This is a genomic window from Lysobacter sp., assembly GCF_035655815.1.
Lineage (GTDB): Bacteria > Pseudomonadota > Gammaproteobacteria > Xanthomonadales > Xanthomonadaceae > Lysobacter_J.
Genome location: NZ_DASRTS010000055.1, coordinates 32,718 through 52,163, shown reverse-complemented (window position 1 = coordinate 52,163; position 19,446 = coordinate 32,718). Strand labels below are relative to the sequence as shown.

Sequence of the window (19,446 nt, the reverse complement as noted above, 5' to 3'; positions counted from 1 at the left end):
TCCTTTTATTCGGCTTGCTGCACCAGCAGGCTCATGCCACGCGCCGCGACGATGCGCACGGCCGTTCCCGCCGGGAGCTCGGGCCCGGTCACGTCCCAGTATGCGTCGGCGATCTGCACGCGGCCGTGACCGTTGACGATGGCCTGCTCCAGCGGCACCACGCGCCCGACAAGTGCTTCGGCGCGACGGTTCAGCGCAGGCTGGTCGCTGCGCGGTTCACGCCCGCGGAACCACGTGCGGTAGACCTGGATCGAGACGAAGCTGAGCACGACGAACGCGGCAACCTGCGCCAGCACCGACAGGCCCGGGATCACCAGCACGATCGCGAACACCGCCGCGGCGGCAAAGCCGAGCCACAGCATGAACGCGCCCGGCGCCATCGCTTCGGCCGCGAACAGCAGCAGCGCGACGATCGCCCAGGTCACGGTCTCCCAGTTCCACTGCATGTCAGGCTCCCGCCCTCGGCGACGGTGGCACGGCGCGCGAGGCCGGCTGGCGGTCGAGCGCTTCCTTCGCCAGTTCCGCAATGCCCGCGAGCGAACCGATCACACCGGCCGACTCCATGGGCATCATCACGAACTTCTGGTTCGGCGCCTCCGCCAGCGCCTTGAACGCCTCGATGTACTTCTGCGCGACGAAATAGTTGATGGCGTTGACGTTGCCGTTGGCGATCGCGTCGGACACCAGTTGCGTGGCTTTCGCCTCCGCCTCAGCCAGCCGCTCGCGTGCCTCAGCCTCGCGGAAGGCGGCCTCGCGCTTGCCTTCGGCTTCCAGGATCGCCGCCTGCTTCTCGCCTTCGGCACGCAGGATTTCCGACTGGCGATGGCCCTCGGCTTCCAGGATGTTGGCGCGCTTCTCGCGCTCGGCCTTCATCTGCCGCGCCATCGAGTCGACCAGGTCGCGCGGCGGCTGGATGTCCTTGAGCTCGATGCGGTTGACCTTCAGGCCCCACGGATGGGTGGCGGCATCCACGGCCACCAGCACCTTCGCGTTGATCTCGTCGCGCTTGGACAGCGACTCGTCCAAGTCCATCGAGCCGATGGACGTGCGGATGTTGGTCATCACCAGGTTGAGGATGGCGATCTCCAGCTGCGCCACCTCGTAGGCGGCCTTGGCCGCGTCCAGCACCTGGAAATACACCACGCCGTCCACCTTCACCACGGCGTTGTCCTTGGTGATGACGTCCTGGCTAGGCACGTCCATCACCTGTTCCATCATGTTGATCTTGCGGCCGACGCCGTAGACGATCGGGATCAGGAAATGCAGGCCCGGATCCATGGTGTGGGTGTAGCGGCCGAAGCGCTCCACCGTCCATTCATAGCCCTGCGGCACCATCCGGACCGCCTTCAGCACCAGGATGACCCCGGCGAACAACAGCACCACGCTCAGTACCGCACTCAGGCTCATGATCCCCTCCTTGCCGTCAGTCCGAGTATAGGCGCATCGCCCGCTGCGACGGTTTCCCGGACCGGCGCATCTAGGGGAATGACATGCCACCGACCCCAAGCCCAGCGCCCGCCCCGGAAACCGTGACGACCGCGCCCCGCAGCAGCTTCGCCATCGACGTGCCCGAGGCGCTGCTGGCCCGTGCGCGCGCCGGCGAGCGCGCGGCGTTCGAGCAGCTGTACCGCTGGTTCGAACGCCCGGTGTTCAACCTGGCACTGCGGATGTTCGGCGGTTCGCAGGGCGATCGCGAGGAGGCCGCCGAGGTGCTGCAGGAAACCATGCTGAAGGTCTATTCCAAGCTCGGCGATTTCCGTGGCGGCAATGGCGGCAGCCCGTTCTGGGGCTGGGTGCGGCAGATCGCCGTGAACGAGGCGTTGATGCGCATGCGCAGCCAGCGACGACACGCGTTCGACATCGCGCTGGAAGGCGACGACGTCGCCGTCGATCCGGCGCCATTGCCGGCGGCGGCCGCCGATGCCGCGGTGCTGACGCGCGCCCTCGCCCGCCTGCCGGCGGCCACGCGCAGCGTGCTGTGGCTGTATCACGCCGAGGGCTACACGCACGAGGAGATCGCAGCGCTGATGCAGCGCACGCCGAGCTTCTCGAAATCGCAACTCTCGCGCGGCGGCCGCCGCCTGCGCGAACTGCTGGAACCGGAGACGGCCCATGCCTGACGCCGAACGCAACCACGATCCCCGCGCCACCGACTGGAGCAGCGCATTCGCCGCCCTGCCGATGGAAGCGCCACCGGCCGACGGCTGGCAGCGCATCGCACGCGCCCTAGACGCACCTACGCACCGCGCGCGCGCGCGCACCGCACGTTGGCCCGCGTGGCTGGCGGTAGCGGCTACCCTGTCCGCCGTCGCGCTGGTGCCGGTGCTGATGCGCGACACCGCTACGCCGGAGGCGCCGACGGATACGCGCACGGCCACGCGCACGCCGGCTGTCACTATGTCTCCGCCGACGGTGGAGCAGCGTCCGGTCGAGCACACCGACGCGCCGACCATCGCGACCGCACCCGCAGCGCAGGCCGATACGTCCGAGACTGTCGCAAAGACGCCGGCCACGTCCCCTCGCAAGCGTCGCCCGTCGCCGACCACGCCGCCACACGAGTCCGAGCCGCGCCGACTGGTGGCCGAGGCCGCGCCCGCGGCATCGTCGACCGATGACAGCACCGAAGCCGCCGCGCGCAACGCACTCGCCATGCAGTCGCTGCAGTCCGAGTCGGCCCAGCTGGAGGCACTGGTCGCCCTGGCCCGCGACGAGCGCGTCGCCTCCGCAAACGCCGCCGCGCTCACCGCCGAGCTCGACGAACGCATCGGCCGTATCGATGCCTCGCTGTCGCAGCCCACGCTGGGCGACGCCGACCGGCTGGCGCTGTGGCAGGAGCGCGTGACCGCCATGCGCGAACTGGCCGGCATCGAAACAACCCAGCGCTGGCTGACCGCACGCGGCGAACGCTACGACGGCGCGCTGGTCAGCATCGACTGAGCGCCGACCGCCCCCTTTCTAAGGCAGGACCGAACCCATGACTTCCCTGTTTTCCAGACCCACCCTGCTGGCCACCGCGACAGGGCTGCTGATCGCCTGCGCTGCCAGCGCGCAGACCGCCAAGGGCGACGCGGACAAGACGCGCGAACTGGAGGTCGCGCGCGCCGAGCTCGACCGTGCCGCCAAGCGCTACGCGGAGCTCTCGCGCCAGAACGCGAACTTCGACCGCGAGCAGTTCGAACGCGACTTCGAACGCCGGTTCGTCCAGCGCCCGGTGTTGGGCGTGGTTCTTTCGCCGGACGCGAAGTCGGGCGTTCGCATCGCGGCGGTGACGCCGGACAGCGCGGCCGCCAAGGCCGGCCTGCGCAGTGGCGACGTGCTCACCGCCATCGAGGGGAAGAAGCTCGACCAGTCCGAACCCGAGGCGCGTCTGGCCGAAGCACGCCGGCAGTTGCGCGAGATGGAAACCGGCGCGCCGGTCACCCTCGCCTACCTGCGCGATGGCCGCAGCGCCACCGCGCGGGCCACGCCGCAGCTCGGCGAACGCGTGCTGATGATGCGCGACGTCGACGGCATGCCCATCGCGCGGCCGCTGCCCATCATCGCGCCGCAGGTACGCAGCGAACTCATCCGCATGGACTGCAGCGAGGACGACGACGACTGCCACATGCCGCTGCTCGCAGATACCTTCCGCTGGAACGGCCTCAACCTGGCCAGCGTGGACGCGCAACTGGGCCGCTACTTCGGCACCGACCGCGGCGTGCTGGTGCTGAGCACCGGACCCGAACTCGCCGGCCTGCAGGCGGGCGACGTGATCCAGAGCGTCGACGGGAAGACCGTGCGTTCGCCGCGCGACGTGATGTCGGCGCTGCGCGCCAAGCCGGCCGAGAGCCGCGTGGCGGTGGGCTATCTGCGCGACCGCAAGAGCACCACCACCCAGGTCACCGTGCCGAAGACGGCGATGCTGCGTATCCCGCGTCCGCCGGCACCGCCGGCGCCTCCGGCCGCACCACAGGCTCCGAAGGCGCCACCCGTGCCCGCGGCGCCCAAAGCGCCCGAGCCGCCGCAGGCATTCAAGCCTCCTGTGCCTCCGGCACCACCCGCACCGCCCACCGCGCCGCCTGCGCCGGAGTTCGCGGTATTCGTGGTGATGTGAAGTGGTGATGTGAATACATCGACGGCTCCCGGCGCGTGCCGGGAGCCGTCGATGTTCCGCGTCCTGGTTACTTCGTGGCGACCGGTTCGTTGCCGGCCGGCTCGACCCATTTGGCAAACACCTCGTCGATCTTCGCGTCGGCCACCGGCTTGCCCTTCTCCAGTTCCCCGGCCTGCTCGAACAACGGGATGATCATCGCCATGCCATCGATCTTCGTCTTCAGGTGCAGGCCCGGCGGCTGGGCAAGGAAGCGGTCCCAACGGGTGCGCACGCGCGCCCAGTAGTCCTTCGTCGCGGCCCAGTATTTGTAGGCCGGCGCGAAGTCGACCTCGGTCGTCTTCTGGTAGTCGTTGAAGCCGAACTCGCGCGCCAGCTCCACCTGTGTGCCGTCTGGCTTGCGAAGCACCTTGGTGTTGAACTGCTCGTGCGTCCATCCGCCCGGCGTCAGCGTGTGGCGGTTGACCGCGCTGATCGCGTTGTAGTCGCTGCGCTTGGTGTATTCGCGACGCGGCAGCGGACGCCAGCTCACGTCGCTGGTCCAGGTCGCCACGCCATTGTCGTACGTCCACTTGCCGGTGCCGCAGTAGCGCGGCGCGTCGCTGACCTCGTACACGCATTGCGTCCATGCGCCACGGTTCAGCGCCGCCGGGATCGGACGCACCTGCCAGGTCTGGTCGGCGGTGAACTCGAAGCGCGTGGGCGCCTCGTACGTCCAGTCCTGGCGCCAGTGCTTGGTCACGTGGCCGCTCTTCCCGTCGACCAGGATGTGCTGCAGCACGATCCGCTCTGGCGTGTCCTGCACCACGATCACCACCTCGTTGCCGCCCGAGCGCATCGCCGGATGGCGTTCGTAGCCGGGCTGCAGCAGCACGGTCTCATCGAAGGCGAAGTCGACGATGTACTCGCCCTGCATCGCCAGGATCGACCCGCGATCACGCGCGATACCGGTGGAAGGTGCGGCGACCGCGACGCTGGACGTGGCGGTCAGGACAAGGGCGGTTGCGAGCGTGCGAAGGTTCATGGCTGGCCCGTGATGGTCGGATGGGAGGGAAGAAGCGTGTTGCAGCATTGGCATCACCAGCTCACCGCCAGGCTCACGCCGACGTTGCGTCCCGGGCTGGTGTAGCGGTCGAGCACCACGCTGGTGGCGAGCGTGCCGGCGGGCACGTCGCCGGCATCCCAGTACTTGCGGTCGCCCAGGTTGAACACGCCGATGTCGAACACCGCGGCCGGCGCGAAGTTCCAGTGCGCGAGCAGATCGAACACGCCGTAGCCGGGAATCTCGAACTGGTTGGCTGCAGGCAGCTCGTCCTTGCGCGCCGCGAAACGACCCGCCAGTTCCACGCCCCATGTGTCGCGGTCGTAGGCGACGCCTAGCGTCGCGCGCAGCGGATCGATCGAAGGCAGCGCCTGGCCGGTCGAGCGGTCCTCCCCCTTCGACCATGCGACCGCACCCTTCAGCGACCAGCCGGCCAGGCCGTCGCGCAGATAGCCCAGGTCGACGCCGCCGCGCGCTTCCACGCCGTAGATCTCGGCGTCCTCGATGTTCTGCGACTGGAACACGATCAGTGGCGTCTGCGGCGGCTGGCTGATCTGCACCGACGACTCGATGAAATCGTCATAGCGGTTGTAGTAGCCCGACACTTCGGCATACACCGCTTCGCTGGAGAAACGCAGGCCCAGCTCCACGCCATCGCTGGTCTCGGGCTTGAGATCCGGATTCGGGATCGCGGTGTAGCCGAACTGCAGGTTGGTGAAGCCGAGGTTGACGTCGCTGTACGGCGGCGCGCGGAAGCCGTGCTGGTAACCGCCGAACAGCGACCAGTCCTGGCTGAAGTGCCACACCGCGCCCAGCTTCGGCGACACGCTGGTCTCGCTGAGCTTGGCTACCGTGATGCCCGGATTGTCCTCGGCAAAGATGGAATCGATCTTCGGCTCCAACTTGTAATAGTCCACGCGCACGGCGGGGATCAGGCGGAATTCGCCATCGGCGAAGGAAATCTCGTCCTGCAGGTAGGCCGCAGCCTGCGTGGTCTCGCTGACCGGGAAATCCCGCACCGGAAACACGTCCGGCGAGATCACGCTGGTTACCGTGCCGGTAAGCAGGTTGGTCGCGCGGCCATCGCGCTTCTGCTTGAACTCGGTGCGGGTGAACTCGACGCCGTAGGTCAGGTCATGCTCCACCGAACCGGCAACCAGCGACTTGTGCAGCACGGCGTCCAGGCCGACCAGGCGCTGGTCGAAGTTGAATTCGCGATCGCGCAGTACCGGGTTGATGGCCACGCCGTTGCGCAACGTCGCGCGGTGTTCGAGCGTGCGCTGGGTGGTCTCGCTGTCCTGGCGGTAGATCTGCCATTGCAGCGAATCGGCGATCCCCGAGTCCAGCACATCCACCTCGTGCGAGAACGCCACGCGCGCCCGGGTCTGGTGGTCATCTCCGGTCTGCGAGTACACGCGCACCGACGGCGGCGTGTTCGCCACCGTGGAGCTGTCGCCTTGCGCGGTCAGCACGTCGATGTCCGCACTGTCCCCGTTGCCCTCCACGGTCAGCTTGAAGCGCTGGTTGGCGCTGGGCGCGAACACCAGCTTGGTCAACAGGCTGCGGCCGTCGCTCTCCAGCGGGTTGGGCGCGGTGCGCGTCGAACCGACGCCGCGGTTCTCGCCCATGTTCTCGCGCTCCTGGCCCTGGTGGTGGCCGATGTTCACCAGACCCGACCAGCGCTCGCCGCCGAACGCGGCGGTGGCACTGCCGAACAGACCGTTGTCCTCGCCGAGGTAACCGAGCTTGAAACCGAAGTAGGCGTCCTTGCCCTCCACCAGATAATCCGCCGGATCCCTGGTCACGAACGAAACCACGCCACCCAGCGCGTCGGAGCCATATAACGCGCTGCCTGGACCGCGCACCACTTCCACGGCCTTCAGCGTGTCCAGATCGACGAAGTTGCGGTTGGCGCTGGAGAACGAGCCGATGGCGAACGCGTCGGGTACCGCGACCCCGTCGGTTTCGATGCGTACGCGATTGCCGCCCAGGCCGCGGATGCGGATGTCGCCGAAGCCGCCGAAGCGCCCGCTCGCGCCCGACACGGTGATGCCGGGCTCGTAACGGAACAGATCGCGCAGGTTGCGGACCAGTTCGCGGTCCATGCGCTCGCGATCGATGGCGGTGACCACGCTGGGCACGTCGTCCAGCGCGCGCTCGGTGCGCGTGACGGTGACGACGATCCGGTCGAACTCGTTTGGAGCGCCCGCCGCGGCCGCAGCGGCGGCGAGACCCGGTGCGGCGTTGGAGCCATCGGGAACGTCGGTCGCCATGGCGAACGAAGGAAGGGCCAGCAGACAGGCAAGGACAAGCGGATTACGGACGGGTTGCATGCGCGTACTCGGAAAGACCGAGGCGGGCTGGCAGCCGTCGTGCGGCGGGCTTGCGGCCTTGGGAGAGAGATTGGAAAGCGGCCGTGCGGCCGTCGCACGCCGCCTTCCCCAAGGCGGACGCGCGAACGGAGAAACAGCGCCGCAGCCGGTGAGCCGGCGCGGCAGGGAGGTCTCGGGTCAGCTCACTTGGTGAGGATCAGCTTGTCGTTACGCGTGTGGCGCAGGCGATAGACCTCGCCGCCGTGGCGGATCAGCACTTCGCGGCTGCCGCGCAGCAGCTCGTCGCTGTCGACCAGTCCGCCGCCAAACGGCAGGCCGGGCGACGCGACCGCGGCGACGGGCGAAGTCAGGCGTTCTGAGCGGGGCTTGAGCTGCAGCAGCGTGGGGCGCAGGGACATGGTCGTGGCTCGTTCGGTGACGAGCTACTGATGATAATGATTCTCATTTAAGCGTCAACAGGGCGCAGCCGGAAAGTCCGCCGAAAGTCACCGGGCGAAGCACAAGGTCGCGGGCAAGCCCGCTCCTACGAACACCACCCGTTAAGCCAATACAGCTATCGCGTAGGAGCGGGCTTGCCCCCGCGACCCGCCCCGGCGCCCCATCATCCCACCGCCGCCTCCACGCGCTGCCACTGGCCCTCCTCGAGGCGTTCTGCCAATTCAAGCGCCTCCAGGTTCTGCACCAGTTGCTCCGGCCGGCTGGCCCCCAGGATCACGCTGGACACGTGCGGGTTGCGCAGGCACCACGCGATCGCCAGCGGCGCCGGCGCCACTCCCAACTCCTCCGCAGTAGCCACGAAGCGCCGCGCCCGCTCGATCCTTTCGCCTTCGCCCAGCACGGATCGCTGCAGCCAACCCAGGCCCTCGCGACCCAGTCGCGCCTCGCTGGGCACGCCTGCGTTGTATTTGCCGGTGAGCAGGCCCGAAGCCAGCGGCGACCAGATCGTGGTGCCCAGGCCGTACTCGGCGTACAGCGGCGCGTATTCCAGTTCCATGCGCTCGCGATGCAGCAGGTTGTACTGCGGCTGCTCCATGGTCGGCGCGTACCAGTTGCGTGCGCGGGCGATCTTGTGCGCCTCGCGGATCTGCGCCGCGGTCCATTCGGACGTGCCCCAGTACAGCACCTTGCCCTGCCGGATCAGCACGTCCATCGCGCCGACGGTTTCCTCGATCGGCGTGTCGGGATCGGGCCGGTGGCAGTAGTACAGGTCCAGACAGTCCACACGCAGGCGCTTGAGCGCGGCGTGGCAGGCATCGGTTACGTGCTTGCGCGAAAGCCCGCGCTGGGTGGGGCCGGGTTCCGCCGCCGAGCCGAAGAACACCTTGCTCGAGACGCAGAAGCCGTCGCGCGGCAGGCGCAGATCGGCGATCACGTCCCCCATGACCTTCTCCGCCTCGCCGTTGGCGTAGCCCTCGGCGTTGTCGAAGAAGTTGATGCCATTGTCCCAGGCCGCGGCGATCAGCTCGCGGGCGGTCGAGCGTCCGATCTGCGCACCGAAGGTGAGCCAGGCCCCGAAGGACAGGGCCGAAAGCTGCAGGCCGGACGAACCGAGGCGACGGTATTGCATGAGAGCGCTCCAGAAGGCGGAAAAACGGCAATCCAGTTCAGTTTAGCCCTGCCGCGGTGAGGGCCCGGCCTGTACAATGCGCGCACTTCCTCCTCCGGGGAGTAGCCCTTCCGCCAGTCGGCACGTCCACCAGGCGGGGATCTGCGTCAACACACTTGGCCCGCAGGCCATGGCGCAGGAGCGGCAGCCAGCCGGCATCACCGGCCAGCGACCACGGGCAAGACCGAAGGCAGGCGTCGCGCGAGCAACTGGCATGAGCCGGGTCGGGCCGCGTGGCGTTTGCCTTTCGCGTCCACGCGGAAGCCCGACCCTGGAGCCACGATGGAACACTTCCCTTTGATGACGGCCGCGGTTTCCACCGGCACCGTTGCGCTGGCCGAAATCGGCGACAAGACCCAGCTGCTCGCCCTGCTGCTGGCCGCGCGTTTCCGCAAGCCGCTGCCGATCATCGCCGGCATCCTCGTCGCCACCCTGCTCAACCACGCGCTGGCTGGCTGGTTCGGAACGCTGGTCGCACAGTGGCTGAGTCCGGAAGTGCTGCGCTGGGTCGTCGCCGGCAGCTTCCTCGCGGTCGCGCTATGGACACTCAAGCCGGACAAGCTGGACGAAGGCGACGAAGCGCTGCCGGCGCGCGGCGCGTTCGTCGCGACCACGTTCGCCTTCTTCCTGGCCGAGATCGGCGACAAGACCCAGGTCGCCACGGTGCTGCTGGCCGCCAAGTACCAGCCGCTGTGGGAAGTCGTGGTCGGCACCACCGTCGGCATGCTGCTGGCCAACGTTCCGGTGGTTCTGCTGGGCAGCAAGCTCGCCGACCGACTCCCGCTGAAGGCCGCGCGTTATACGGCTGCGGTGGTGTTCCTGGCGCTGGCCGCCTGGGCAGCGATCGTCGGCGTCGGCTGACGCGCTTCCCGTAGGAGCCAGCTTGCTGGCGACCTGGGCACACGCCGGGTGAATCGGGTCGCCAGCAAGCTGGCTCCTACGGTGCCGCGGCCGCGTTATGCTCGGCGCGGCCGTTCAAAGGGTCGCCTGGGGGAATCGGATGCTCGGCACTGGCGGAAGGGTGCGCGACGTCATGGCCGCTCTGCTGGCGCGGCCGGACGAGATCATGCTGGAGATCGGCGCGGGCGGCGAACTGATGGTCGCGCGCCTGCGCGTGGTGATCGCCGCGCTGCTGCTGGTGCTGCCGCTGGCCAACGTGCTGGGCGGCGGGAGCGTCAAGGACACGCTGATCGGCCTGGGCGGTGCGCTCATCGTCAACATCTTCGCCCACCTGTGGCTGGCGCTGGCGCGGCGCCGGCGGCTGTTCCGCTGGCTGCCTTTCGCATCGTCGGCGTTCGACGTCACCGCCACGACGGTGCTGCTGATGGTCCTGGGCGCGAACCACCTGCCAGCCGGCCTCAACAACCTCGCCGCCTGGTGCGGTTACGTGGTCGCCATCGTGCTGACCGCGCCGCGCAGCGACGGGCGCATCGCGCTGTTCGCCGGTGCGTTGGCGATTGCGCAGTACAGCCTGCTGGTGCTCGTGGTGATGGCCACGGCCGATTCGCCGGAGCAGCTGATTTCCAGCGACTACGGCGCGATCACCCTGGGCGGGCAGGCGCAGCGCGTGCTGCTGTTGATGGTGTTCACGCTGATCACCGCGATGGTCGTCTACCGCATGCAACGGCTGGTTGAGATGTCGGGCACCGACGGCCTCACCCGGCTGCCGAACCGAACCTGGCTGATGTACCGCGTGCCGCGCCTGTTCGACAGCGTGCGCCACGACGGCGACAGCCTGACGCTGGCGCTGATCGACCTGGACCACTTCAAGCGCATCAACGACACCCACGGCCACCATGCCGGCGACCGTGCGCTGCGCCATGTCGTGTCGTCGCTGCGCGAGCTGTCTGAGCCGGGCGAATGGCTGGTCCGCATCGGCGGCGCCGAATTCGTGCTGCTGATGCGCAAGCCCATCGGCACCGCGTGGGAGCGTGTGGATGCGATCCGGCGCGGCCTGGGCGAGCGCCCGTTCGAGCCCGAGCGTGGCGCCGACAGCGTGGCGCTGAGCTTCAGCGCCGGCCTGGCCGGCTTCCCGCATGAGGGCACCGACCTCTCGCGCCTGCTGCGCCGGGCCGACGGCCGCCTGCAGCAGGCCAAGCTGCAGGGCCGCAACCGGGTGATCGCGCGCGACGGTTGACGACCCGTCCGCGCGGTTCCGGCCGAAGCCCACGTCGTTGGGCCCCGAAATCCGGCCTCGCCGCCTTGTCCGCCGCGCGCCACGTAAACTAGGCTCCGCCGCAGCCGTGGCCCGCCCCCTCGCGTGGCGCCAGGGCGGCCATCAATCTGAACAACAACGTCTTCGCTGCCGGCCGCCGGTTGCATGGGGAGAACTGAGTGGAAGCAATTGCGCGGGTGGCCTTCGGCCTGTTTGGTCTTGCGGTGCTGATCGGCATCGCCTGGCTGTTCTCGAACAACAAGCGTCGCGTCGACTGGAAGCTCGTCGGCACCGGCGTGGGCCTGCAGGTCGCCTTCGCCGCGCTGGTGCTGCTGGTGCCGGGCGGCAAGGATGCGTTCGACGCGATCGGCCACGGTTTCGTGAAGGTGCTCAGCTTCGTCGGCGAAGGCTCGAAGTTCATCTTCGGCAACCTGATGGACGTGAACACCTACGGCTTCATCTTCGCCTTCCAGGTGCTGCCGACCATCATCTTCTTCGCCGCGCTGATGGGCGTGCTGTACCACCTGGGCGTGATGCAGGCCGTGGTGCGCGCCATGGCGTGGGTGATCACCAAGGTGATGCGCGTCTCCGGCGCGGAGACCACCAGCGTCTGCGCCAGTGTCTTCATCGGCCAGACCGAGGCGCCGCTGACGGTGCGCCCATACATTCCCAAGATGACCGAGTCCGAGCTGATCACCATGATGATCGGCGGCATGGCGCACATCGCCGGCGGCGTGCTCGCCGCGTACGTGGGCATGCTGGGCGGCGGCGACCCGGAACAGCAGGCGTTCTACGCCAAGCATCTGCTGGCGGCGTCGATCATGGCCGCGCCGGCGACGCTGGTGATCGCCAAGATCCTCATCCCCGAAACCGGCGAGCCGCTCACGCGCGGCACGGTGAAGATGGAAGTGGAGAAGACCACGGCCAACATCATCGACGCCGCCGCTGCCGGTGCCGGCGACGGCCTGCGCCTGGCGCTGAACATCGGCGCGATGCTGCTGGCCTTCATCGCGCTGATCGCGCTGGTGAACTGGCCGCTGACGTGGTTCGGCGAGGTCACCGGCATCGCCGCCGCGATCGGCAAGCCGTTCGACCTGGCGACGATCTTCGGTTACGTGCTCGCGCCGCTGGCGTGGGTGATCGGCACGCCGTGGCAGGACGCACCGACCGTCGGCAGCCTGATCGGCCAGAAGATCGTCATCAACGAGTTCGTCGCGTACCTGCAGCTGGCCGACATCGTCAACGGCAAGGTCGCCGGCGTGACGCTGAGCGATCAGGGCCGCCTGATCGCCACTTACGCGTTGTGCGGCTTCGCCAACTTCAGCTCGATCGCGATCCAGATCGGCGGCATCGGCGGCCTCGCGCCGGAGCGCCGCCAGGATCTGGCGCGCTTCGGCCTGCGCGCGGTGCTGGGCGGCTCCATCGCGACGTTCATGACCGCGACCATCGCGGGCGTGCTGACCTGGTTCGGCAGCTGAGATGAGCGCGCGCGTCGTCGTCGTCGGCTCGTTCAACGTCGACCACGTGTGGACGGTGGCGGATCTACCCCGTCCTGGCGAGACGCTGAGCGGCCACTATCACACCGGCCCCGGAGGCAAGGGCTTCAACCAGGCCACTGCCGTGGCGCGTGCGGGCGCGGCGGCGTCGTTCGTCTGCGCGCTGGGCGACGACCTGGGCGGGCAACTGGCCCGTGCGCTGGCGGTCGCCGACGACATCGACCTGCACGATCTGCCCAGCGAGGCGCCGACCGGCACCGCGGGTATCTATGTGGACGAATCCGGGCGCAACTCCATCGTGATCGGGCCGGGCGCCAACGCCGATCTGTCGGCGGAATTCGTGGCCACGCAGGCGGACCTGATCGCCAGCGCCAACGTGCTGCTGGCGCAACTGGAATCGCCATTGCCGGCGATCGAGGCGGCCTTCGCCGCCGCGCGTGCGGCCAGCGTGTACACCGTCCTCAACCCGGCCCCGGCAGATGCGGCCATTCCGGCATCGCTGCTGGCCCTGGCGGACGTGATCACGCCCAACGAGACCGAGTTCTGCGCGCAACTGGAACAGCACGCCGGCGAACGCGTCGACGCGCGTTCGGTCGGCTCGATGGACGACGCCGCGCTACATGCCCTGTGCCGGCGCCTGCTGCCGCACGGGACCGTGGTGGTCACGCTGGGCGCGGCCGGCTGCTTCGTCTCGCATGCCGAAACAGTATTGCGCGGCGATGCGCGTGAGCATTACCGCGTGCCGGCCGCGCGGGTGCGGCCGGTGGACACGACCGGCGCCGGCGATGCGTTCAACGGTGCGCTGGCCGCATCGTGGACGCGCCGTCCCGTCCAGGCGTTCGCCGACCACCTGCATTACGCCAACCGCTACGCCGCGCTCTCCACAGAGCGCGCTGGCGCGGCTGCGGCGATGCCGCACGACGCCGAAGTGCGCGCACGGTTTGGCTGACGAGCTCCTTTAGCCCCTCTCCCACCGGGAGAGGGACTTTAGGGCGTCGCTACCTGTCGAGTTCTCGCGTCATCAAGGCACGCCAAGAAGCATCGTCTTCTCATGCCCCCGGCTGCAGTACCGAGCGCGCGCACTATCAAACGAGAATGCTTCGCATTAACATGGCGGGCTGTCGCCGTCTCCGGATCCCGCAATGTTCCGCCGCCATGCCCTTGCCAGCGCTCTGCTGGCCGCTTTCGCCGCACCTGCCGCCTACGCCGAGGACGCCGTCGACATCGACCGCGTGACCGTCTCAGCCAGCACCAGCCGCATTCCAGACTCGGAAGCCGCACTGCCCAACACCATCACGGTGATCGACCAGAAGCAGTTGCAGCAGCAGCTCGCGGTCACCCAGGACATCTCGCAGATCCTGGCCAACCTGATCCCGTCGTTCACTCCGTCGCGCCAGAAGCTCACCAACGCCGGCGAGACGCTGCGCGGCCGCAAGCCGCTGTATCTGGTCGATGGCGTGCCGCAGTCCACGCCGCTGCGCGACGGCGGACGCGATGGCCACACGATCGATCCGGCGATGATCGAACGCATCGAAGTGATCCACGGCGCCAACGCGCTGCAGGGCCTGGGCGCATCGGGCGGCATCATCAACATCATCACCAAGCGCGCGCCGCGCCAGGACGGGCAGACGTTCCAGGACGTCTCGGTGGCTGCCAGCACCGCGGTTCCACACGAGAGCGACAGCACCGGTTACCGCGCCTCGTACGTGTTCGGCACGCGCCAGGGGGCGTTCGACTTCGTCGGCGGCGCCTCGTATGCGAGCGAGGGGCTGTATTACGACGGCGACGGCCGCTCCATCGCGGTCAACGACGTGCAGGGCGACCTGATGGATTCGGAGAGCTACAACCTCTTCGCCAAGGCCGGCTGGAACTTCGATGACGACCGCCGCCTGCAGCTCAGCGCGAATCGCTACGAGCTGCAGGGCGACAACAACTACCACTCCGTCAACGCCGTGATCTGCCCGACCGGCCCGCGCGTGCCGTGCGTGCCGTCGACGTCGGCCGAAGGCGGCAGCGAGGGCGAAGGCCCGCGCAACCGCTCCACCTCGCTCACTCTGGATTACACCGACAAGTCGCTCGCCGGCGGTTACTTCCAGTCGCAGCTGTACTGGGTCGACTTCAAGGGTCTGTACGGCGGCAGCGACTGGGGCGATTTCTGGGGCGACGGTCGCGACCTGAGCTGGTACGACCAGTCGCAGAACGTGTCCGAGAAGCTGGGCGGCAAGTTCAGCTGGTCGCGCGGCGACCTGTTCGGGCTGCGCCTGCGCGCGACGATGGGCCTGGACCTGGCGCGCGACACGACCGCGCAGGAACTGGTGCGCGCCGGCATCGACTGGGTGCCGGAAACCACCTACGAATCGTGGTCGCCGTTCGTGCAGATGGAATGGTGGGTCGCCGACTCGGTGATGCTGACCGGCGGCCTGCGCTACGAGCGCGGCAAGCTCGAGGTGGACGACTACCTCACCATCCCCGACCAGCGCACCACGCCGGGCATCCATGGCACGCGCTACTTCGTGGCCGGTGGCTCGCCGAAGACCAGCGAAACGCTGCCGAACTTCGGCATCGTGTGGGAAGCAACGGACACGCTGAAGCTGTATGCCTCGTATTCGGAAGGCTACAACGTGGCCGACATCGGCCGCGTGCTGCGCGCCATCACGCAGCCGAACCAGCGCGTGGACAACCTGGTCGACCTGCAGCCGGTGATCGCCGACAACCAGGAAATCGGCCTGGACTACGACGACGGCCGCTGGCTCGTGCACCTGGCGGCGTACTGGTCCGATTCGGACCTGGGTTCGCGCCTGGCCTTCGACAACGCCACGCAGACCTACAACGTCGTGCGCGAGCGCACCGAGATCAAGGGCTTCGAAGGCAACGTCGCCTACCAGTTCACGGACAACACGCGCGCGGGCCTGGCCTATGCGCAGACCGACGGACGCTACGACAGCAATGGCGACGATCGCGTAGACAGCGACCTGCCCGGCATCAACGTCAGCCCCGATCGCCTGACTGCGTTCTGGGAACAGACCTGGACGCCCGGCATCTCCACCCGCCTGCAGGCCAGCCGCGCGTTCGACCGCGAGTTCGACTTCCGCGGCCAGACGCTGCCGGACGATTTCGACGGCTACACCACGGTCGACCTGCAGGCGCGCTTCCAGCTGCCGGTGGGCGCGCTGAACGTGGGCGTCGAGAACCTGTTCGGCGAGCAGTACATCACTTACTACTCGCAGACGACCTACCAGCGGAACCTCGCCAGCCAGCGCCTGGACACCTACACCGCCGGCCGTGGCCGCGTGCTGACGGTGGGCTGGTCGCACCGCTTCTGATACACCGTCGGCATGGACATGGCCACCGCACGCACCGCCACGCAGGCACCGCCCAGGCGGCGCGTGCGGGCGGTGCTGTCGTGGCTGCACCTGTGGACGGGCCTGACGGCCGGCCTGGTCTTCGCGCTCGCGTCGCTGGCGGGTGCGGTGCTGGTGTTCCATGTCGATCTGCTCAAGCTGCAGCATCCGCAGCTCGCCCAGCATGAGCCGGTGGCCGATGGCCGCGTGCTGGCGCAACTGATCGAACGCTGGGCACCGGAAGGCATGCGGTCGCTCGACCTGCCGCGCGAGGAACTGCCGGTGTGGCAGGCCTACTTCGAGGACGGCCATCGCCAGTACTTCGCGCCGGAGGACGGCGCGCTGCTGCTCTACCGCAGCCATCACGACGACGTGCTGCTGTGGCTGCACGAGTGGCACGTGGACCTGCTGGGCGGCAAGACCGGGCGCGAAGTGTGGGGCGTGATCGGCTGGATCAGCCTGGCGATGATCCTGATCGGCCTGTACCTGTGGTGGCCGAAGCGAGGCCGCTATCTCGCGCAGCTGAAGATGCACGCCGGCCCGCCCGTGCGGCGCTGGCTCACCTGGCATCGCAGCAGCGGCGTGATCCTGCTGCCGTTGCTGCTGCTGGGCACGGTGACCGGCGTGGGCATGGTGTATTCGAAGGGATTCCAGAAGGTGCTGGTCGCGGCCTTCGGTGGCGAGAACGTCAAGCCGCCCGAACGCCCCGCGGACGCCACGCCGATCGACTGGACCCACGCCATCGCGCAGGCCCGCACCGCACTGCCCGACGGGCGCGTGGCGCGCGTATCGGTGCCCGATCCGGACGAGGGCGTGCTCTCCTTCCGCGCCCAGGCGAATGGCGAATGGCATCCGGTCGGGCGCAGCACCATCTCGCTGGATCGCCAGGGCCGCGTGCTGCAGACGGTCGATGCCACCGGGCACAAGCTCGGCATGCGGATGAGCCAGGCCTTCTATCCGCTGCACATCGGTGCAGTGGGCGGCAGCATCATGAAGTGGATCACCGCGATCATCGGCCTGCTGCCGGCCTTCCTGCTCGTCACCGGCTTCCTGTTCTGGCGGCGCCGGCGCGGCCATCGCTGAACAGGCCGGCGTACCGGGCCCGGTACAATGGCCGCATGTCGACGGCCTCCTTCCATATCGGATCCCACGAGATCGCGCCGCGCGTGATCCTCGCGCCGATGGCGGGCGTGACGGACAAGCCGTTCCGCATCCTGTGCAAGCGCCTCGGCGCCGGGCTGTGCGTGTCGGAGATGACCACCTCCGACCCGCGGTTCTGGAAGACGTCCAAGTCGCTGCACCGCATGGACCACGAAGGCGAGCCCGCGCCGGTCAGTGTGCAGATCGCCGGCACGGTGCCGGAGGTGATGGCCGATGCCGCGCGGCACAACGTCGACCACGGCGCGCAGATCATCGACATCAACATGGGCTGCCCGGCCAAGAAGGTGTGCAACGCGTGGGCGGGTTCGGCGCTGATGCGGGAGCCCGACCTGGTGGCGCGCATCCTCGACGCCGTCGTGAACGCCGTGGACGTGCCGGTTACGCTGAAGATTCGCACCGGCTGGGCCGCCGACCAGCGCAACGCACTGGCGATCGCCCGCATCGCGCAGGATGCCGGTGTCGCCGCGCTGGCCGTACACGGGCGCACGCGCGACCAACAGTACACCGGCGTGGCCGAGTACGACACGATCGCCGAGGTGAAGGCGGCGCTGTCGATCCCGGTGTTCGCCAACGGCGACATCGATTCGCCGCGGAAGGCCGCGCAGGTGCTGGCGTATACCGGATGCGATGCGGTGCTGATCGGCCGTGCGGCGCAGGGGCGCCCATGGATCTTCCGCGAAGTCGCACATTACCCGGCGCACGGCGAGACCCTGCCCGAGCCCACGCTGGCCGAAGTACGCGACGTGCTACTGGAGCACCTCGAACACCTGCACGCGTTCTACGGCGAGCCGTCCGGCGTGCGCATCGCGCGCAAGCACCTGGGCTGGTACGCCAAGGATCGTCCCGAGAACGCGGCCTTCCGCGCCGTGGTCAATCGCGCCGAAACCGCGGAGGCCCAGTTGCGTTTGACGCGCGACTACTTCGATGCGCTGATCGCAGGCGTGCAGCCGCTGGGTGTGGCGGCCTGACCGGGCTTAGAAACAAGAAGACACGAGCGCTTTGTGCCGTCATTCCCGCGAAGGCGGGGTCTTTTGGGCCGCCGATTGGCGGCACCATCCATGCATTTGGCGTCTCACGCCGTTCGGAGGACGGAACGAAGCGGACAGAAGGATTCCCGCCTTCGCGGGAATGACGGCTGTCGGCCGCACGAAAGCGTGGCAAGGGACGCTGCCGGCCACGCATCGTTGCACGCGCCAACACACCGCCTGACACCCGCCTGTGACAGCATCGGCGCATCCCGATTCGCACACGCCGGTGCCACCATGTCGACCTCCACCACCTGCGATTTTCCATACCTGCACGGCTTCTCCGCCACCGAGCAGGCGCGCCTGGTCAAGCAGGCAAAACTGGCCGAGTCCACGATCTTCCACGACATCGATTACGGCGGCGCCACCCGTCTGCTCGAAGTGGGCAGCGGCGTCGGCGCGCAGACCGAAATCCTGCTGCGCCGATTCCCCGAGCTGCAGGTCACCTGCGTCGACCTCAACGACGCGCAGCTGTCCGCAGCGCGCAGCAATCTGGGCGCGATGCCATGGCTGCAAGGCCGCTACGAACTGCACCGCGCCGATGCCACCAACCTGCCGTTCGAACCGCGCAGTTTCGACGCGGCCTTCCTGTGCTGGGTGCTCGAACACGTGCCCTCCCCCGCACGCGTGCTCAACGAGGTGCGTCGCGTGCTCGCACCCGGCTCGCCGGTCTACATTACCGAGGTGATGAATTCCTCGTTCCTGCTCGATCCGTATTCGCCCAACGTGTGGCGCTACTGGATGGCCTTCAACGATTTCCAGTACGACAGCGGCGGCGATCCGTTCGTCGGCGCGAAGCTCGGCAACCTGCTGCTGGCGGGCGGATTCCGCGACGTCACCACCGAGGTCAAGACGTTCTACTTCGACAATCGCGAACCGGCACGACGCAAGACGATGATCGCGTTTTGGGAAGAACTCCTGCTGTCGGCCGCCGACCAGCTGCTTGCGGCGGGCAAGGTTACGCAGGACATCGTCGACGGCATGCGACGCGAGATGCACCAGGTGCAGAACGATCCCAACGCGGTGTTCTTCTACGCGTTCGTGCAGGCGCGCGCGGTGGTGTACTGAGACGGTTGCATCCGCAACCACCGCGCTGCGACGGCTGTTTCGCATGAAACCGTCACGTGCATGTGCATGCGCGCGCATCGCGACGAGCGGTGCAGGCCATAAGTAACAACCCCCTTCGGCCGATGTAAT

Annotated in this window: 17 protein-coding genes; 11 read left to right on the top strand and 6 right to left on the bottom strand. The window is 68.2% G+C overall.

The annotated features are described in order from the left end of the window. Positions 1-5: 5 nt before the first annotated feature. The gene (locus VFE83_RS14725; protein WP_324907454.1) at positions 6-446 is read right to left on the bottom strand and encodes an NfeD family protein; all 441 of its coding nucleotides are present in this window, start codon (positions 444-446) and stop codon (positions 6-8) included. Position 447: 1 nt separating this feature from the next. Beyond that, positions 448-1,407 (bottom strand): SPFH domain-containing protein, encoded by a 960-nt coding sequence (locus VFE83_RS14720; protein ID WP_324907453.1) that lies wholly within the window; start codon positions 1,405-1,407, stop codon positions 448-450. A 122-nt stretch (positions 1,408-1,529) separates the two neighbouring features. Between VFE83_RS14720 and VFE83_RS14715 the strand changes: the two genes are divergently transcribed. From VFE83_RS14715 to VFE83_RS14705, 3 genes are read left to right on the top strand one after another with little or no spacing between them, the layout of a single operon-like run. Then, positions 1,530-2,120, top strand: a complete 591-nt coding sequence (locus VFE83_RS14715; protein WP_324907451.1) for a sigma-70 family RNA polymerase sigma factor — start codon at positions 1,530-1,532, stop codon at positions 2,118-2,120. Continuing rightward, on the top strand, positions 2,113-2,937 hold the full coding sequence (locus tag VFE83_RS14710; RefSeq protein WP_324907449.1) for a hypothetical protein: 825 nt from the start codon (positions 2,113-2,115) through the stop codon (positions 2,935-2,937). The genes VFE83_RS14715 and VFE83_RS14710 overlap by 8 nt, the downstream gene beginning before the upstream one ends. A gap of 37 nt (positions 2,938-2,974) precedes the next feature. Further along, on the top strand, positions 2,975-4,093 hold the full coding sequence (locus tag VFE83_RS14705) for a PDZ domain-containing protein (protein ID WP_324907447.1): 1,119 nt from the start codon (positions 2,975-2,977) through the stop codon (positions 4,091-4,093). A gap of 67 nt (positions 4,094-4,160) precedes the next feature. Here VFE83_RS14705 and VFE83_RS14700 read toward each other — a convergent pair whose 3' ends face one another. From VFE83_RS14700 to VFE83_RS14685, 4 genes are all read right to left on the bottom strand, one after another. Beyond that, on the bottom strand, positions 4,161-5,114 hold the full coding sequence (locus VFE83_RS14700) for a DUF6607 family protein (protein ID WP_324907445.1): 954 nt from the start codon (positions 5,112-5,114) through the stop codon (positions 4,161-4,163). A gap of 53 nt (positions 5,115-5,167) precedes the next feature. After that, positions 5,168-7,465 carry a TonB-dependent hemoglobin/transferrin/lactoferrin family receptor gene (locus VFE83_RS14695; protein ID WP_324907443.1) on the bottom strand — a complete coding sequence of 766 codons (2,298 nt, stop codon included), beginning with the start codon at positions 7,463-7,465 and terminating at the stop codon, positions 5,168-5,170. Between the two features lie 182 nt (positions 7,466-7,647). Continuing rightward, complete coding sequence (locus VFE83_RS14690) at positions 7,648-7,863, bottom strand: hemin uptake protein HemP (protein ID WP_324907441.1); 216 nt, start codon at positions 7,861-7,863, stop codon at positions 7,648-7,650. Positions 7,864-8,066: 203 nt separating this feature from the next. After that, positions 8,067-9,032 (bottom strand): aldo/keto reductase, encoded by a 966-nt coding sequence (locus VFE83_RS14685; protein ID WP_324907439.1) that lies wholly within the window; start codon positions 9,030-9,032, stop codon positions 8,067-8,069. Positions 9,033-9,353: 321 nt separating this feature from the next. Between VFE83_RS14685 and VFE83_RS14680 the strand changes: the two genes are divergently transcribed. The 8 genes from VFE83_RS14680 to VFE83_RS14645 all read left to right on the top strand — a co-directional run bounded on the left by VFE83_RS14680 (position 9,354) and on the right by VFE83_RS14645 (position 19,317). After that, on the top strand, positions 9,354-9,932 hold the full coding sequence (locus tag VFE83_RS14680; RefSeq protein ID WP_324907437.1) for a TMEM165/GDT1 family protein: 579 nt from the start codon (positions 9,354-9,356) through the stop codon (positions 9,930-9,932). Positions 9,933-10,104: 172 nt separating this feature from the next. After that, positions 10,105-11,208 (top strand): GGDEF domain-containing protein, encoded by a 1,104-nt coding sequence (locus VFE83_RS14675; protein WP_324907435.1) that lies wholly within the window; start codon positions 10,105-10,107, stop codon positions 11,206-11,208. Between the two features lie 197 nt (positions 11,209-11,405). Next, positions 11,406-12,704: a NupC/NupG family nucleoside CNT transporter gene (locus tag VFE83_RS14670; RefSeq protein WP_324907433.1), complete on the top strand. Its 1,299-nt coding sequence runs from the start codon at positions 11,406-11,408 to the stop codon at positions 12,702-12,704. A 1-nt stretch (position 12,705) separates the two neighbouring features. Then, a complete protein-coding gene (locus VFE83_RS14665; RefSeq protein WP_324907431.1) occupies positions 12,706-13,671 on the top strand; it encodes a ribokinase in 966 nt (321 codons plus the stop codon). A 193-nt stretch (positions 13,672-13,864) separates the two neighbouring features. Beyond that, positions 13,865-16,045 (top strand): TonB-dependent receptor, encoded by a 2,181-nt coding sequence (locus VFE83_RS14660; RefSeq protein ID WP_324907429.1) that lies wholly within the window; start codon positions 13,865-13,867, stop codon positions 16,043-16,045. A gap of 18 nt (positions 16,046-16,063) precedes the next feature. Further along, entirely contained in the window at positions 16,064-17,146 is a 1,083-nt protein-coding gene (locus VFE83_RS14655) for a PepSY-associated TM helix domain-containing protein (RefSeq protein ID WP_324907427.1), read from the top strand. Positions 17,147-17,181: 35 nt separating this feature from the next. Continuing rightward, positions 17,182-18,192 carry a tRNA dihydrouridine synthase DusB gene (gene dusB, locus VFE83_RS14650; protein WP_324907425.1) on the top strand — a complete coding sequence of 337 codons (1,011 nt, stop codon included), beginning with the start codon at positions 17,182-17,184 and terminating at the stop codon, positions 18,190-18,192. 294 nt (positions 18,193-18,486) lie between these two features. Continuing rightward, positions 18,487-19,317: a class I SAM-dependent methyltransferase gene (locus tag VFE83_RS14645; RefSeq protein WP_324907423.1), complete on the top strand. Its 831-nt coding sequence runs from the start codon at positions 18,487-18,489 to the stop codon at positions 19,315-19,317. Positions 19,318-19,446 lie beyond the last annotated feature (129 nt).

Bases quoted from the DNA above. Each gene is read 5' to 3' on its own strand.
- VFE83_RS14725 (WP_324907454.1), bottom strand. From the start codon at position 446: ATGCAGTGGAACTGGGAGACCGTGACCTGGGCGATCGTCGCGCTGCTG.
- VFE83_RS14720 (WP_324907453.1), bottom strand. From the start codon at position 1,407: ATGAGCCTGAGTGCGGTACTGAGCGTGGTGCTGTTGTTCGCCGGGGTC.
- VFE83_RS14710 (WP_324907449.1), top strand. From the start codon at position 2,113: ATGCCTGACGCCGAACGCAACCACGATCCCCGCGCCACCGACTGGAGC.
- VFE83_RS14705 (WP_324907447.1), top strand. From the start codon at position 2,975: ATGACTTCCCTGTTTTCCAGACCCACCCTGCTGGCCACCGCGACAGGG.
- VFE83_RS14700 (WP_324907445.1), bottom strand. From the start codon at position 5,114: ATGAACCTTCGCACGCTCGCAACCGCCCTTGTCCTGACCGCCACGTCC.
- VFE83_RS14695 (WP_324907443.1), bottom strand. From the start codon at position 7,465: ATGCAACCCGTCCGTAATCCGCTTGTCCTTGCCTGTCTGCTGGCCCTT.
- VFE83_RS14690 (WP_324907441.1), bottom strand. From the start codon at position 7,863: ATGTCCCTGCGCCCCACGCTGCTGCAGCTCAAGCCCCGCTCAGAACGC.
- VFE83_RS14685 (WP_324907439.1), bottom strand. From the start codon at position 9,032: ATGCAATACCGTCGCCTCGGTTCGTCCGGCCTGCAGCTTTCGGCCCTG.
- VFE83_RS14680 (WP_324907437.1), top strand. From the start codon at position 9,354: ATGGAACACTTCCCTTTGATGACGGCCGCGGTTTCCACCGGCACCGTT.
- VFE83_RS14675 (WP_324907435.1), top strand. From the start codon at position 10,105: ATGGCCGCTCTGCTGGCGCGGCCGGACGAGATCATGCTGGAGATCGGC.
- VFE83_RS14665 (WP_324907431.1), top strand. From the start codon at position 12,706: ATGAGCGCGCGCGTCGTCGTCGTCGGCTCGTTCAACGTCGACCACGTG.
- VFE83_RS14660 (WP_324907429.1), top strand. From the start codon at position 13,865: ATGTTCCGCCGCCATGCCCTTGCCAGCGCTCTGCTGGCCGCTTTCGCC.
- VFE83_RS14655 (WP_324907427.1), top strand. From the start codon at position 16,064: ATGGCCACCGCACGCACCGCCACGCAGGCACCGCCCAGGCGGCGCGTG.
- dusB (WP_324907425.1), top strand. From the start codon at position 17,182: ATGTCGACGGCCTCCTTCCATATCGGATCCCACGAGATCGCGCCGCGC.
- VFE83_RS14645 (WP_324907423.1), top strand. From the start codon at position 18,487: ATGTCGACCTCCACCACCTGCGATTTTCCATACCTGCACGGCTTCTCC.